The sequence below is a fragment of the Enterococcus sp. DIV0421 genome, from assembly GCF_051713745.1.
Taxonomy (GTDB): Bacteria; Bacillota; Bacilli; order Lactobacillales; family Enterococcaceae; genus Enterococcus_D; species Enterococcus_D casseliflavus.
Window position 1 is genome coordinate 1814222 of sequence record NZ_JBIOQM010000001.1, and the last position, 16083, is coordinate 1830304.

The following is a 16083-nucleotide window of genomic DNA, read 5'->3' on the forward strand; positions in this document are numbered from 1 at the left end:
GGAAAAATATGTTGTAGAAATGCGTCATATCACCAAAGAGTTTGGAACGTTCAAAGCCAATGACGATGTCAACTTGCAAGTAAGGCCAGGAGAAATCCACGCATTGCTTGGTGAAAATGGAGCGGGCAAGTCGACCTTGATGAATATGCTGTCAGGATTATTGGAACCAACATCTGGTGAAATCTGGATGAATGGTGAAAAAGTGAATATCACGAGTCCGACCGCAGCAAACAAATTGGGGATCGGGATGGTGCATCAGCATTTCATGCTGGTAGACGCCTTTACTGTAACAGAAAATATCATTTTGGGGAGCGAACCCCATCATCTCGGTGTGTTAGATCGCAAGAAAGCCCGCAAAGAAATCAAAAAAGTTTCTGAACAATATGGTTTATCGGTTGATCCAGATGCTTATGTGCGTGACATCTCTGTCGGGATGGAACAACGGGTAGAGATCTTGAAGACTCTTTACCGCGGCGCAGATGTATTGATTTTTGATGAACCAACGGCAGTTTTGACACCGCAAGAAATCGAAGAGCTTATCGAGATCATGCGCGGATTGGTGCGTGAAGGCAAATCAATCATCTTGATCACCCACAAACTGGATGAGATCAAAGCGGTGGCAGACCGTTGTACAGTTATCCGTCGGGGACAAGGGATCGGCACTGTCAATGTCAAAGACGTCAGCTCACAACAGTTGGCCGATATGATGGTTGGTCGTTCTGTGTCCTTCAAGACACCGAAGAAAGAAGCGTCACCAAAAGAAGTCGTGCTTTCTGTTGAAAACTTAGTTGTAAAAGAAAACCGTGGCTTAGAAGCAGTAAAAAACTTAAGCTTAGAAGTACGTGCAGGTGAAGTATTGGGGATTGCTGGGATCGATGGCAATGGGCAATCAGAGCTGTTACAAGCCATCACTGGTTTACGGAAAGTCGAAAGCGGCAAGGTCTTGCTGAATGGTGATGACATCACTAACTTCAAGCCTCGGAAAGTCACCGAAGCCGGCGTTGGTCATGTGCCAGAAGACCGCCATAAATACGGGCTTGTCTTGGATATGATGTTATCAGAAAACATCGCCTTGCAAACCTACTACAAAAAACCTTTGAGTAATGCAGGTGTCTTGGATTACGGAGAGATCAACGAGTTTGCTCGTGACTTGATTCAAGAATTTGACGTACGAACAGTCAACGAGATCGTACCAGCACGGGCATTGTCCGGCGGGAATCAACAAAAAGCGATCATCGCACGAGAAATCAGCCGCGATCCTGATCTATTGATCGTTGCCAATCCGACCCGTGGGTTGGATGTTGGAGCGATCGAATTTATCCACAAACGCTTGATTGAACAGCGGGATAAATTCAAAGCGGTGTTGTTAGTCAGCTTTGAATTAGATGAAATTTTGAATGTATCAGACCGCATTGCTGTTATTCATGCTGGTGAGATCGTTGGGGTCGTTGATCCGAAAGAAACATCAGAGAAAGAGCTTGGCTTGTTGATGGCAGGGTACTCCTTGGAGGAAGCAAGACGAGAGCTGCAAATGGAGGAAGTAGGTGGTTCGGTTGAATAACCGCAAAGAAAAGATCCGCAATATATTAGTGCCGATCATCGCTGTCTTGTTGGGATTCGTCCTTGGCGGGATCATCATGGCGGCCTTCGGCTACAGCCCAATCACAGGGTATACACAAATGTTTCGGACCGTTTTTATCAACGGACAAACAGGTGGGTTAAATGCCCGCAACATTGGTGAGATTTTTGTTACAGCAGGACCATTGATCTTTACCGCTCTGGGGTTTGCCGCTGCAAACTCAGCCGGATTCTTCAATATCGGTCTTTCTGGTCAAGCGCTAGCAGGTTGGGTTGCCAGTATCTGGGTCGCACTAGCGATGCCAGATGCGCCTCGGTTGGTGGTCTTGCCATTAGCCGTGATCGTAGGGGCTTTATGCGGGGCGATCGCAGCTGCGATTCCTGGTTTCCTACGGGCATTCTTTGGAACAAGTGAAGTCATCGTGACGATCATGATGAACTATATCTTGCTTTATACGGGGAACCATTTAGTCAATAATGTGATGAGCGAATCCATGATCACGACAAAAGGGGTCACAAAAATGGTGGGGGAAAATGCCTCCATGCAGACGCCGTTTCTAGCAAGCATCACGAGCAACTCTCGCTTGAACTTAGGGATCTTCTTAGCCTTGATCTTCTTAGTTTTGGTTTGGTTCTTGATGAAAAAAACCACTCTTGGTTATGAAATCCGTGCGGTGGGCTTGAACCCAAGCGCTTCTGAATATGCGGGGATGAGCAGCAAACGGACGATCATTATCTCCATGATCATCTCTGGAACGCTTGCTGGATTAGGTGGAGTCGTTCAAGGACTAGGAACGTTTGAAAACTTCTTCGTTCAAGGGTCATCATTGAGCATCGGGTTTGACGGTATGGCTGTATCCTTGTTAGGAAGCGGCTCATCGATCGGAATCTTGCTTTCAGCCCTCTTGTTCAGTATTTTGAAATTAGGTGGACAAGGCATGCAGTTTGCAGGTATTCCATCTGAATTAGTCGATGTCAATATCGCAATTATTATTTTCTTCGTAGCGATCAGCTTTGTGATTCGTTTCTTGTTGGCAAAAATCTTTGACGGCAAAAAAGAAGCGCTGGTCGTACAGGAGATTGAAGCCCAACCAAACGATCAAGATCAGGAAGGAGGAACCATCTAATGGATATTAGTTTAATTTCTTCGATCGTCACTCAAACATTGATTTATGCGTCTCCTCTGATTTTGACGGCGCTAGGTGGCGTGTTCTCAGAGCGCAGCGGGATCGTTAACGTGGGTCTTGAAGGAATCATGGTTATGGGTGCTTTTAGCTCGATTGTTTTCAATATTGAATTTGCGTCACAATTTGGTGCGTGGACACCGTGGTTAGGGATGCTCGTCGGCGGACTGGTCGGTGTGGTTTTCTCCTTGCTGCATGCGGTGGCAACCATCAACTTCCGTGCCGACCATATCATCAGTGGTACGGTGATGAACTTGATGGCACCAGCTTTGGCCGTGTTCTTAGTCAAAGCGATCTACAACAAAGGGCAAACGGATAACATCCAACGGACATTGGGGTATTTCAATTTCCCGATTCTTAAAGATATTCCTATCATTGGCCCGATTTTCTTTAATCAAACATTCTTACCGGCGTACTTCGCTATTTTGATCTCAGTGATCGCGTGGTTCGTGATTTTCAAAACACGCTTTGGGTTGCGTCTTCGTTCTGTCGGTGAGCATCCACAAGCAGCGGATACCTTAGGGATCAATGTTTACGTGATGCGCTACTCAGGTGTCTTGATCTCTGGTTTCCTTGGCGGGATGGGCGGTGCCTTGTTTGCTCAATCGATCGCGGGTCGCTTTGCCGTGACAACGATCGCCGGTCAAGGGTTTATCTCGATGGCTGCGATGATCTTTGGTAAATGGAATCCACTTGGTGCGATGGGAGCTGCGATTTTCTTCGGTTTTGCGCAAAACATCAGTATCGTAGGTGGCCAACTGCCAATCATCTCTTCCATTCCAGCGGTTTACTTACAGGCTGCGCCTTATGCCTTGACGATCATCGTGCTCGTTCTTTTCCTTGGAAAAGCCGCTGGTCCGAAAGCTAACGGGAAGAACTACATTAAATCTAAATAATTTTTCAGTATGAAAGGGTGGGGCTATGGGACATGAATGTGTTGCTGTGTCCTGCCCTTTTTCTATCCTCTGGGTGAAAGGAACGCATCAGGAAATTTCCAAAGCAACCCAGCGCAATTTTTGCTTAAGTTTAGTATGATAGAGGTAGTAGATCCGCTTGTAAAAGCATAAAATAAAGAAAGTAGGGAATAGAATGTTTAAACGTGTACACTTGATCGTGATGGATTCAGTCGGAATTGGTGAAGCACCTGATGCGGCAGCTTTTGGTGATGTCGGTTCAGATACGTTAGGCCATATTGCAAAAGAAGCAGGCTTGACGATCCCTCACTTGGAACAATTAGGCCTAGGGACGATCCGTCCTTTAGAAGGCGTGAAGGCGGTAGCTGACCATGATGGGTATGCAACCAAATTGGAAGAAGTTTCCGTTGGGAAAGATACGATGACGGGGCACTGGGAGATCATGGGCTTGAATATCCAAAAACCTTTCCGCGTATTTCCCGATGGGTTTCCCGATGAATTGTTGCAACAGATCGAAGCGTTCTCTGGACGTAAAATCGTCTGCAATGCGCCGTACTCAGGGACAGCAGTCATTGATGACTTCGGCGAACATCAAATGAAGACAGGCGATTTGATCGTTTACACCTCGGCTGACCCAGTGTTGCAGATCGCTGCGCATGAGGAAATCATTCCATTAGAAGAATTGTATCGTATTTGTCAGTACGTTCGGGACATCACGAAAGATGAGCCATATATGATCGGCCGCATCATCGCGCGTCCGTATGTCGGTGAGCCTGGAAACTTTACTCGTACGAGCAATCGTCATGACTACGCACTCGATCCATTTGGCCATACAGTATTAGATTCCTTGAAAGAAGCTGGAAAAGACGTGATCGCCGTTGGGAAGATCAATGATATCTTCAACGGACAAGGAATCACCGATTCTGTACGGACGAAGAGCAATATGGACGGTGTGGATCAGTTACTGAAGGTGATGAAACAAGACTTTACAGGTCTAAGCTTTACGAACTTGGTCGACTTCGATGCGCTTTATGGTCACCGTCGCGATGTCGTAGGGTATGCCCATGCCATTGAAGATTTTGATTTGCGTATTCCAGAGCTTTTAGAAGCAATGGGAGACGAGGATCTGTTGTTGATCACAGCTGACCACGGCAATGACCCAACCTTTACGGGAACGGATCACACGAGAGAATATGTGCCATTATTAGCGTACAGCAAGAAATTCCAAGGCCAAGGCAAATTGCCACAAGGCTACTATGCGGATATTTCCGCAACGATCGCTGAAAACTTTGGTGTTTCAGCTACAGAAAACGGAACAAGCTTTTTACAACATTTAAACTAGAGGTGATGAAATGACAACGTTACATGAGAAATTACAAGAAACAACGGCATTTATCCAAGAAAGCGGCGTCGGTGAAGTGGAATTTGGGTTGATTTTAGGATCTGGCTTAGGTGAATTAGCCGATGAGATCGAAAACCCAATCGTGTTGCCTTACAACGATATCCCGCATTTTCCTGTTTCGACAGTGGTTGGTCATGCAGGACAATTGGTCTATGGAACATTAGCTGGGAAAAAAGTCTTAGCGATGCAAGGACGATTCCATTATTATGAAGGCCATTCGATGCAGACGGTTACTTACCCCGTCCGTGTGATGGCGGCATTGAAAGCTCACTCTTTAGTCGTGACCAATGCCTGTGGCGGCGTAAACGAAAGCTTCCAGCCGGGAGACTTGATGTTGATCACCGATCAAATCAACTTTATGGGGGACAACCCACTGATTGGTGAAAACGAAGAAGAAATGGGTCCGCGTTTCCCAGATATGAGCCAAGCCTACCATTCGCCTTATCGGGAAGCGGCACAAAAAGTTGGTGCATCAAAAGGATTGCACTTAAAAGAAGGCGTCTATATGGGCTTCTCAGGTCCTACGTATGAAACGCCAGCAGAGATCCGCTTTGCTCGGACGATCGGTGCCGATGCTGTCGGTATGTCGACTGTCCCAGAAGTGATCGTTGCTGTTCACAGTGGCTTGAAAGTCTTGGGTGTTTCTTGTATCACAAACTTGGCTGCTGGTATGCAAGCGAGCTTGAATCATGAAGAAGTCGTGGAAACGACGGAACGGGTCAAGGCAGAATTTAAAGCGTTGATCAAAGAAACGTTAGCAGTACTATAAAAAGCAGACCAAAGGAGAAAAACGAATGAGCGTTCATATCGAAGCAAAAGCAGGCGAGATCGCAGACAAAATCTTGTTACCAGGTGATCCACTGCGGGCAAAATATATTGCTGAAACATTTTTAGAAGACCCGATCTGTTACAACAACGTTCGGGGAATGTTGGGCTATACAGGCGTTTATAAGGGCGAGCGGGTCTCTGTCCAAGGAACCGGCATGGGCATGCCTTCAGCGAGCATCTATGCCCATGAATTGATCAACTCTTACGGCGTGAAGAAATTGATTCGGGTCGGTACGTGTGGTGCCATCTCAAAAGATGTCCACGTGCGTGATCTTGTGATTGCTCAAGCGGCAGCCACAAGTTCATCGATGGTGGCAAAAAACTTTCAAAGTTTCCATTTCCCACCAATCGCTGACTTTGCACTGTTGCGTAAAGCCTATGATACAGCGATTGAATCAGGATTTACGACTCACGTCGGTAACATCTTATCTGAAGATACCTTCTACAAAGATGACATGACGGAAACGTTACAGTTGGCAGACCTTGGGGTGATGGGTGTTGAGATGGAAGCCGCAGCCTTATACTATTTAGGGGCGAAATTCCACGTTCAAACTTTAGCGATCTGCACCGTCAGCGACCACATCATCACTGGAGAAGAAACAACGCCAGAAGAAAGACAAACGACATTTAACGACATGATCAAAGTTGGCTTAGAAACAGCGATCGCGTAAAAAAGATACCGCAGGATCGGTGCATGAACGATGCGAAGGCTGCTTGCTTTTGATAGAGCAAGCAGCCAAATCGTATTGGTTTGCATGCAACCGAGAATGTGTTATCTTTTTTTGTTGGCAAAAAGCCACGAAGAAGCGTTGCACTTTTGCCAGAAAATGGTTTAATGAAAAGAAAAGGTGTAAAAAGGAGACGAGACAATGAATAATTTTACGTTTCATGTAACGACGGACATTCGTTTTGGGAAAGACCGTCTGAACGAGCTGCCAGAAGTACTGAATACATTTGGAAAAAACGTCTTGCTAGTCTATGGTGGCGGCAGTATCAAGAAAAACGGTTTGTACGATGCAGTCATGGCGCAATTGACTGCCAACGGCAATCAAGTCACTGAATTGACTGGTGTCGATCCAAATCCACGAATCGAAACCGTTCGTCAAGGAGCCGCTCTTTGTCGTTCAGAAAAGATCGACGTCATTTTAGCTGTTGGCGGCGGTTCTGTAATTGATTGCAGCAAAGTGATCGCTGGGGCGGCTTGCAGTGAGCAAGAGCCTTGGGACTTAGTTCTTTCCAGAAGCTATCAAGGACCAGCGATTCCATTAGTAACGATCTTGACCCTTGCGGCTACTGGCAGTGAAATGAATCGCGGCGCGGTGATCTCTAATCTAGAAACGAAACAAAAACTTGGTGTTCACGGACCCGAATTTTTACCGAAAGTATCTTTTTTAGATCCAACAACGACCTTTAGTGTCAGTCGCTATCAAACGGCTGCCGGTTCAGCGGATATCATGAGCCATCTGATTGAAAATTATTTCAGTAAAACAGAAGGAACAGATGTCCAAGACGGTGTAGCAGAAGGATTGCTAAAAGCAGTCATTAAAAATCTGCCCATCGCATTAAATGACCCCACAGACTATGATGCACGGGCGAATTTGATGTGGGCGAGCACCTTAGCCTTAAATGGTTTGACTGGAAGTGGCAAGGGTGGTGCTTGGTCTTGTCATGCGATGGAGCATGAGTTGAGTGCGTTTTATGACATTACCCATGGCATCGGCTTAGCGATCCTGACCCCACGCTGGATGCTTCATGTATTGAATGAAGAAACGGCGCCGAAATTTGCGCGGTTTGCTAGAGAAGTCTTTGGTGTCCAAGAAGCAGTGCCAGAATTAGCTGCCCGAATGGGGATTCAAAAACTGTATGACTTTTTTGCTTCTTGCGATATTCCGATGACTTTGCCAGAAGTAGGGATCGCCGATGACACCCATTTTGCTGAAATGGCGGCTCAAGCAGTTCAATTCAGCTCTATTGCAACAAATGCGTATGTACCGCTGCAAGAAGAAGACGTGATCGCAATCTACCAAGATTCCTTGACTCCTTCAACCTATCTTTAATCATAAAAAAGACCGTTCCTGCGACTTGGTTGTCGCGGAGCGGTCTGTTTATTTACCCTTCAGAAGAAAAAGCCAAACGGGCCATTAGCTGATCTGCAATCAAGGCGTGTCCAGCAGGAGTGGGGTGCACACCGTCATCGCCTGTCAGTGCCTGCGGGGAGCTAGCAACGGCAGCTTCGGCAAACAAGCCATCCAGCGGCAGCAGCTGACAATGAAAGGCGGCAGCTAAGTGACGAACGATTTGGATTTTCGGATCAAGATCGATCCGCCAAGTTTGGCGATCCTCAGGATATGGCAAAACAAAAGGTTCCAGCAAGAAAATACGCGTGATCCCCTGTTGGGTCACTTGTTCCAGAATTTGACGGTAGGTTTCCTCAAAGGACGTTGCGGCCTCTTCTGAACCAAAATCGGGACCACCGGCATTGTGCCACGTGTCGTTGATCCCAATCATAAAGATCAAGACGTCAGGTGCTAATTGAAGGCAATCTTCTTGGAGACGGGCTAAGACGTCGGCAGCTTTGTTGCCGCCGATCCCCCGATTATAAAAGGTAAATCCTGCAGTGGGGAATGTTTCTGCCAGCTGATCGGCAACGAGACGGGCAAACCCATGTCCTAAATCGTGGGGATCTTGGCGATCACGATCGCAATCTGTGATGCTGTCACCTAAAAATAAAACGGTATCATTTTTGACTAGTTTCATAATAAGCTCCTTGTATATTTAAGATACTCAATTAATCAGCTATTCCGTTTTAACTAGCTGTTATTTTGTCTATAATTGAGCTAGACGCTATGGACTAGTATAACCTCCACCAGATTCCTTTGGAATACTGTTGTCGAAAGGCTCTGGCCACAGCTCTTTGTCACATTGTTAATAAGTTTGTTAGCGCATGACATCTGTTCGTGACGCTTGATTGATCACAAGGTTACATAGGCAAAGAGTAAGTGGAGCATAGCGTAAATTTTATCTGTCAGGAGTGGTCCTTATGTTGTACGTTGGAATAGATATTGCCAAGCACAAACATGACTTAGCGATCATTGATACTGAAGGAACGGTTTTTATCCGTCATCTTCAGATTGAAAATAATCGTGAAGGCTTTACGAAGCTTCAAATGACGCTTGCCAATTTGCAGAAAACAACCGGCGAAGAGATTCAAATCGCCTTAGAAGATACCGGTCATTATTGCTTTAATATCTTACGCTTCCTTCGGACGCAAGGGTACCCAACTTATAGCTATAATCCATACTTAATTAAAGAATTTGCCAAAAATCAAAGCTTACGAAAAACCAAAACCGATAAAAAAGACGCCATGACGATCGCTCGTAAATTACGAGCAGATCTTGATAAACAATCATTTAGTGCGAACCCCTCAATGATTGAGCTGAAATATTTAACCAGACACACAGCTAGATTAAGAGAGGACTGTACTCGAAAAAAAGTGAACTACACACGCATTTTAGATATTCTCTTTCCAGAATTAGCACCTTCTTTGGGTTCTTCTTCTGCGAAGTACCAATCCTATGTGTACGCAATCTTAAAAGAATACCCCTCTGCTAGAAAATTAGGAAATGCACACTTAACGAAGTTGACCAATCTCATTTCAACGCACTCAAAAGGTCACTTTGGAAAAGAACAGGCCGTCAAGCTCAAAGCACTCGCGCAAACCTCTATTGGTCAAGAGTCGCCAGCGTTAGAATTTGAACTCCTTCAAACTATTGATGCCATTCAGTACCTTACAACTATGAGAGACAAAGCCGAGAAGGAAGTTGCTCGATTAATGAGTGAAATCGATTCACCTATTTTAACGATTCCTGGCATTGGTTTTAAATTAGGGAGTGTCATTCTCGCCGAAATTCGAGATATTAATAATTTCCGATCGCCGAATCAATTGCTTGCCTATGCAGGCGCAGAACCTTCCATCTCTACGTCTGGAATGAATCAGACTGAAACTGGTCGAATGGTCAAACGAGGTTCCTCTCAGCTTCGCTGGGCATTGCATGAAGCCGCCAGACTCATGTCTATTTGGTCTCCGTCTATGCGTGTCTATTTCCAGAAAAAACTAGCAGAAGGAAAACACTACAATGTCGCAATCAGTCATGTTGTTCGAAAACTGGTACGAATCATTTATCAACTACTGAAAGATAATAAGCCTTATGAGGAGCAGAAAATGATTGTTAACTGATCTTTTCAAAAATCCCCTTTGCCTAAGGGTTCTTTGTCATGCCTTCAAATAATGTCAAAACTACGTTATTCAAACTTTTCATTTTGTGCTTGACTTAATATAGTTTGTCTTTCGAGTACGCCCTCAATTATAAAAGAGGGGGGAGGAATTGCCAATAAAAAAACTGCCCTTTTTTAAAAAAGGGCAGCGATAAGCGAGGCTTATAAGTAGTATTTTTTCGCAACAGTCAAATCATCGTTCAATTCATAAACAAGTGGTTGACCAGTTGGGATCTCAAGATCCATGATATCTTCGTCAGAAATACCTTCGATATGTTTTGCTAATGCACGTAGAGAGTTTCCGTGAGCCGCAACTAAGACAGTTTTGTCGTCTTTTAATGCTGGGGCGATTTCATCTTGCCAGAAAGGCAATGCACGTTCTAAAGTAACTTTTAAGTTTTCTCCACCAGGTACGTCGCGAGGGTCAAGCATTGCATAACGACGGTCGTTTGCAGCAGAACCTTCATCTGAAGCTTCCATCAATGGAGGTAAAACATCGTAAGAACGACGCCAGATGTGTACTTGTTCGTCACCGTATTTTTCAGCAGTTTCTTTTTTATTTAAACCTTGTAATTTACCGTAATGACGTTCGTTTAAGCGCCATGATTTGATCGTTGGTACCCAAAGTTGATCAGAATATTCTAAAATGTAATTACAAGTTTTGATGGCACGAGTTAAAACAGATGTGTAAGCAACGTCAAATTCGATGCCTGCTTCTTTGATTTTACGTCCGCCTTCGATTGCTTCTTCGACACCTTCTGGCGCTAGATCAACATCAGCCCAACCGGTAAACTGGTTTAATTTGTTCCATTCGCTTAGTCCATGACGAGAAAATACTAATTTTGGCATGTAAAACTCTCCTTTAGATATTCGATATTTTTCTGAAATTTTCAATTCCGTATTTATTGTACACTCTTTCTCAAAGAATTTCCATGGTTTTGGAGGAAAAGCTGGGGGAAAACGCCATTCTTAAGGAAAAACAAAAGGGGATCATTAAAAAGAGGACCGCTTTTGTTTCATGCTGTTCTAGGGGGAGTCGACAACTATGAACGTAACTTGTTCCATTCTTCTTCGGATAATTTTATGTATTTATAGCATGTACCTACAGAAACACCGCATTTTTCAGAAATATATTGAATCGTTTCTTTTTTCTCGTAGTACAATTGACGGATTTTTTTGATCGTTTTCGGATCGATTTTTGGACGACCGCCAATTTTGCCTTTTTTGCGGGCTTTATTTAAGCCGACCAGCGTGCGCTCTTTGATGAGTGAGCGTTCCATGATCGCAAGTCCTTCCATTAAATTGAAGTAAACCTGTCCCATCGGACCGCGGGTATCGATTTGTTCTGCCAGTGAAACCAGATGAAGCTCTCGCTGTTTTAATAGATCAGTGAGATCGGTCAGTTGTCTGGTGGTTTTCCCTAAACGATGCAGTTCCGTAACGACTAAGGTGTCGCCGGGCTGCATTTGTGCCACCACTGACTCCAATGAATGATTTTCTTCACTTTCTTCCACGCTAAATGTCTCATGGAAAAATTCATGACACCCAAATTCTTCGAGCTTGTTTAATTGTTCACTTGTTGAGTTGTCGGTGATCGTTGAACGAGCATAGCCTATGATTTTCATAAACCCTCCTACCTTTCCCTTTTTATTGAATGTATCATAATTATTTCTTAAATGATAGGGTAATTTGCACAAAAAATAATAAAAATTAAGTCGATTGAAGAAAAATAACGAAAAAAAGAGAAGCATTATTGCTCCTCTTTTTTGTTTCCTTTATCTAACGTGCTTGGTACTCGGGCCTTCAGGCAATCCAACAATGATCGTATGGACCATATCCAAAAACAGACCGTGTTCAACCACGCCCACTGTAGCATCTAATTCCTGTGCCAACTCAGTAGGGGCGGTGATCGTTTCTAGATGAAGATCGATGATGTAATTGCTGCAATCGGTTTTTAACGGTTCGCCTTCTTCATTCAGACGCAGTTTTGGATGGTAGTTTTTCTTCTCGAACAGACGCAGCAGCTGTTGGCTGCCATAAGGGATCACTTCCACTGGCAACGGGAAGGCACCAAGTGTTTCGACCATTTTCGATTCATCAACGATCCACAAGACTTTTTTTGAGTTAGACGCCACGATTTTTTCGAATAAAAGGGCTGCACCGCCGCCTTTGATGCCATGATAATCCTTGCTGATCTCATCTGCACCGTCGATCGTTAGATCCACAGCGTCCACTTCATCGATGGTGCGAATCGGGATACCTAATCCTTCTGCTTGTTTTTTCGATGCCCAAGAAGTTGGGACACCCGTGATCGATAGACCTTCTTCTTTTACACGTCGACCCAGTTCTTCAATCATGTAGTAGGCTGTTGAGCCAGTGCCCAAGCCAACGACCATGCCATCTTTTACATAACTAGCCGCTTCAATGCCGACCATTTCTTTTAGGTTCATTTTCTTCCCGCCTTTTTTAAATAAATGCTTTGTCTCTATTATATAGGAAGAAGCGCAAAATTTGCGGATTTTTTCGTAACAGATTTCTTTTGAAAAAAGCTTAGGAGGATACTTGACAGGTAAGAATAAGCATGATATTCTATCAAAGGTGCTTTATCTACAGGTCTCTCGTTGGAGACGTGCTGACTGTCTATCAAAGCATAGTTGATATGAATGCAGAGAATGCATTATTTTTTATCGCAAAAAAAGAACCACCTGGATGTGTGGGACTATAAAGCGAATCAAGGAAGGAGGACAACTAGGGATGCCTACAATTAATCAATTAGTACGTAAACCTCGTAAATCCAAGGTTGAAAAATCAAATTCACCAGCATTGAACAAAGGATATAACAGTTTCAAGAAAGCTCAAACGAATGTTAACTCACCTCAAAAGCGTGGGGTAGCTACTCGTGTGGGAACTATGACACCGAAAAAACCGAACTCAGCTCTACGTAAATATGCGCGTGTTCGTTTGTCAAACTTGATTGAAGTGACAGCTTATATTCCAGGTATCGGACACAACTTACAAGAACACAGCGTGGTCTTGTTACGTGGTGGACGTGTAAAAGACTTACCAGGGGTACGTTACCATATCGTTCGTGGTGCATTGGATACTGCCGGTGTTAACGATCGTAAACAATCTCGTTCTAAATATGGTACAAAACGTCCTAAAGCTTAATCTTTAAGACAAACAGATCAAATGAATCTTATTTAAATCAGAACTGATATCTCGGAAGGAGGAGTTACGGATGCCTCGTAAAGGTCCTGTTGCAAAACGTGATGTTTTACCAGATCCTATTTATAACTCAAAATTAGTAACTCGTTTGATCAACCGTGTAATGGTTGATGGTAAACGCGGTGTTGCTGCAAATATTATCTACAATGCTTTTGGCATTATCAAAGAATCTACAGGAAATGATCCATTGGAAGTTTTCGAACAAGCAATGAAAAACATTATGCCTGTATTGGAAGTTAAAGCTCGCCGTGTCGGTGGTTCTAACTACCAAGTACCAGTAGAAGTACGTCCTGAACGTCGTACAACTCTAGGTCTTCGTTGGGTGGTAAACTACGCTCGTTTGCGTGGCGAACACACAATGGAAGAACGTCTTGCAAAAGAAATCATGGATGCAGCGAACAACACTGGTGCTTCTGTGAAAAAACGCGAAGACACACACAAAATGGCGGAAGCCAACCGCGCATTTGCTCACTATCGTTGGTAAGATCCTCACTGCTTTTTATTGGAAGGTACTGAGACAACCTTAGCTTAAGTTAAGTAAGAATGAGAGGGGAACAACCTAGAATGGCAAGAGAATTTTCGCTAGAAAAAACTCGTAATATCGGGATCATGGCCCACGTTGACGCTGGTAAAACAACGACAACTGAACGTATCCTTTATTACACAGGTAAAATCCATAAAATTGGTGAAACACATGAAGGTGCTTCTCAAATGGACTGGATGGAACAAGAACAAGAACGTGGGATCACAATCACTTCTGCTGCGACAACTGCGCAATGGAAAGAAAACCGCGTAAATATCATCGACACACCAGGACACGTGGACTTCACAATCGAAGTGCAACGTTCATTGCGTGTACTTGATGGTGCTGTAACTGTGTTGGACTCACAATCAGGTGTAGAACCTCAAACAGAAACAGTTTGGCGTCAAGCGACAGATTACCGCGTACCGCGTGTTGTATTCTGTAACAAAATGGACAAAATTGGTGCAGACTTCTTATACTCTGTATCAACTTTACATGATCGTTTACAAGCAAATGCTCACCCAATCCAATTACCAATTGGTGCGGAAGATGACTTTACTGGTATTATCGACTTAGTAAAAATGAAAGCTGAAATCTACACAAATGACTTAGGAACTGAAATCCAAGAGACTGAAATTCCTGAAGAATACGTAGAATTAGCTGAAGAATGGCGCGAAAAATTAATCGAAGCTGTTGCTGATACTGATGAAGAACTAATGATGAAATTCTTGGAAGGTGAAGAAATCACTGAAGAAGAATTGAAAGCTGGTATTCGTCAAGCAACATTGACTGTTGACTTTTTCCCTGTTCTTTGCGGATCTGCCTTTAAAAACAAAGGGGTTCAATTGATGTTGGATGCAGTCATCGACTACTTGCCTTCACCACTTGATGTTCCTGCGATTAAAGGGATCAATCCTAAAACAGACGAAGAAACTGATCGTCCGGCTGACGATGAAGCACCATTTGCTTCATTAGCATTTAAAGTAATGACTGACCCATTCGTAGGTCGTTTGACATTCTTCCGTGTGTATTCAGGTATCTTGAACTCTGGATCATACGTATTGAATGCTTCAAAAGGCAAACGCGAACGTATCGGTCGTATCCTACAAATGCACGCCAACACTCGTGCTGAAATCCAAACAGTATACTCAGGCGATATCGCCGCTGCTGTTGGTTTGAAAGACACAACAACTGGGGATACACTATGTGATGAAAAATCACCAGTAATCCTTGAATCAATCGAATTCCCAGAACCAGTTATCGAAGTCGCTGTTGAGCCTAAATCAAAAGCTGACCAAGATAAAATGGGGGTTGCTTTACAAAAACTTGCTGAAGAAGATCCATCATTCCGTGTGGAAACAAACGCTGAAACAGGCGAAACTGTTATCGCTGGTATGGGAGAACTTCACTTGGACGTCTTAGTTGACCGTATGCGTCGCGAATTTAAAGTTGAAGCAAACGTAGGTGCGCCTCAAGTTTCTTATCGTGAAACATTCCGTGCAGCAACACAAGCGGAAGGTAAATTTGTACGTCAGTCTGGTGGTAAAGGTCAATACGGTCACGTATGGGTCGAATTTACACCAAACGAAGAAGGTAAAGGCTTCGAATTCGAAAACGCGATTGTCGGTGGTGTGGTTCCTCGTGAATACATCCCAGCAGTTGAAAAAGGACTTGAAGACTCAATGGCGAACGGTGTCTTAGCCGGTTACCCATTAGTAGACATCAAAGCAAAACTTTATGATGGTTCATACCATGATGTCGATTCAAGTGAAACTGCCTTCCGTGTTGCAGCTTCTATGGCTTTACGTGCTGCAGCGAAGAAAGCAAACCCAGTAATTCTTGAACCAATGATGAAAGTAGTTATCACTGTACCAGAAGATTACTTAGGCGATGTTATGGGTCACGTAACTGCTCGTCGTGGACGCGTAGAAGGAATGGAAGCACACGGTAACTCACAAATCGTGAACGCAATCGTGCCATTAGCTGAAATGTTCGGTTACGCAACAACACTTCGTTCATCAACACAAGGTCGCGGTACGTTCATGATGACATTTGATCACTATGAAGATGTACCTAAATCTGTTCAAGAAGAAATCATCAAGAAAAACGGCGGCAAAGCTGAATAATTGATGGAAGTATAGGAAATTAAGTAAA

The 16083-nt window shown here is 44.0% G+C and carries 15 protein-coding genes; 11 read left to right on the forward strand and 4 right to left on the reverse strand.

The annotated features are described in order from the left end of the window. Positions 1-19: 19 nt before the first annotated feature. From IGI96_RS08800 to IGI96_RS08830, 7 genes are all read left to right on the forward strand, one after another. Positions 20-1561: an ABC transporter ATP-binding protein gene (locus IGI96_RS08800; protein WP_369907731.1), complete on the forward strand. Its 1542-nt coding sequence runs from the start codon at positions 20-22 to the stop codon at positions 1559-1561. Further along, entirely contained in the window at positions 1554-2705 is a 1152-nt protein-coding gene (locus tag IGI96_RS08805) for an ABC transporter permease (protein ID WP_438785136.1), read from the forward strand. The genes IGI96_RS08800 and IGI96_RS08805 overlap by 8 nt, the downstream gene beginning before the upstream one ends. Then, positions 2705-3658 (forward strand): ABC transporter permease, encoded by a 954-nt coding sequence (locus IGI96_RS08810; protein WP_005232556.1) that lies wholly within the window; start codon positions 2705-2707, stop codon positions 3656-3658. The genes IGI96_RS08805 and IGI96_RS08810 overlap by 1 nt, the downstream gene beginning before the upstream one ends. A 193-nt stretch (positions 3659-3851) precedes the next feature. Then, positions 3852-5018 (forward strand): phosphopentomutase, encoded by a 1167-nt coding sequence (gene deoB, locus IGI96_RS08815; RefSeq protein ID WP_015508806.1) that lies wholly within the window; start codon positions 3852-3854, stop codon positions 5016-5018. A 10-nt stretch (positions 5019-5028) separates the two neighbouring features. Beyond that, positions 5029-5847 carry a purine-nucleoside phosphorylase gene (locus tag IGI96_RS08820; RefSeq protein ID WP_086338941.1) on the forward strand — a complete coding sequence of 273 codons (819 nt, stop codon included), beginning with the start codon at positions 5029-5031 and terminating at the stop codon, positions 5845-5847. A 25-nt stretch (positions 5848-5872) separates the two neighbouring features. Further along, positions 5873-6577: a purine-nucleoside phosphorylase gene (gene deoD, locus IGI96_RS08825; protein ID WP_005226852.1), complete on the forward strand. Its 705-nt coding sequence runs from the start codon at positions 5873-5875 to the stop codon at positions 6575-6577. A 198-nt stretch (positions 6578-6775) separates the two neighbouring features. Beyond that, the gene (locus tag IGI96_RS08830; RefSeq protein ID WP_010748609.1) at positions 6776-7963 is read left to right on the forward strand and encodes an iron-containing alcohol dehydrogenase; all 1188 of its coding nucleotides are present in this window, start codon (positions 6776-6778) and stop codon (positions 7961-7963) included. A 52-nt stretch (positions 7964-8015) separates the two neighbouring features. Here the strand turns inward: IGI96_RS08830 and IGI96_RS08835 are convergent, their stop codons facing one another. Next, the gene (locus IGI96_RS08835; protein WP_086338942.1) at positions 8016-8663 is read right to left on the reverse strand and encodes an SGNH/GDSL hydrolase family protein; all 648 of its coding nucleotides are present in this window, start codon (positions 8661-8663) and stop codon (positions 8016-8018) included. 283 nt (positions 8664-8946) lie between these two features. Between IGI96_RS08835 and IGI96_RS08840 the strand changes: the two genes are divergently transcribed. Beyond that, entirely contained in the window at positions 8947-10143 is a 1197-nt protein-coding gene (locus tag IGI96_RS08840) for an IS110 family transposase (RefSeq protein WP_077454773.1), read from the forward strand. Positions 10144-10343: 200 nt separating this feature from the next. On the opposite strand, the gene gpmA is transcribed toward IGI96_RS08840, so the two are convergent. From gpmA to rpiA, 3 genes are all read right to left on the reverse strand, one after another. Continuing rightward, on the reverse strand, positions 10344-11030 hold the full coding sequence (gene gpmA, locus IGI96_RS08845; protein WP_005226871.1) for a 2,3-diphosphoglycerate-dependent phosphoglycerate mutase: 687 nt from the start codon (positions 11028-11030) through the stop codon (positions 10344-10346). A 194-nt stretch (positions 11031-11224) separates the two neighbouring features. Next, positions 11225-11806, reverse strand: coding sequence for a recombinase family protein (locus IGI96_RS08850; RefSeq protein WP_005226873.1), 582 nt, complete (start codon positions 11804-11806; stop codon positions 11225-11227). Between the two features lie 150 nt (positions 11807-11956). Beyond that, positions 11957-12631: a ribose-5-phosphate isomerase RpiA gene (rpiA, locus tag IGI96_RS08855; protein WP_005226875.1), complete on the reverse strand. Its 675-nt coding sequence runs from the start codon at positions 12629-12631 to the stop codon at positions 11957-11959. A gap of 304 nt (positions 12632-12935) precedes the next feature. Here rpiA and rpsL point away from each other — a divergent pair, with 304 nt between their 5' ends. From rpsL to fusA, 3 genes are all read left to right on the forward strand, one after another. Further along, on the forward strand, positions 12936-13349 hold the full coding sequence (gene rpsL / locus IGI96_RS08860) for a 30S ribosomal protein S12 (protein ID WP_003127956.1): 414 nt from the start codon (positions 12936-12938) through the stop codon (positions 13347-13349). Between the two features lie 70 nt (positions 13350-13419). Then, entirely contained in the window at positions 13420-13890 is a 471-nt protein-coding gene (gene rpsG / locus IGI96_RS08865; RefSeq protein ID WP_003127957.1) for a 30S ribosomal protein S7, read from the forward strand. A gap of 80 nt (positions 13891-13970) precedes the next feature. Then, entirely contained in the window at positions 13971-16055 is a 2085-nt protein-coding gene (fusA, locus tag IGI96_RS08870; RefSeq protein WP_005226900.1) for an elongation factor G, read from the forward strand. The last annotated feature ends 28 nt before the right edge of the window (positions 16056-16083 follow it).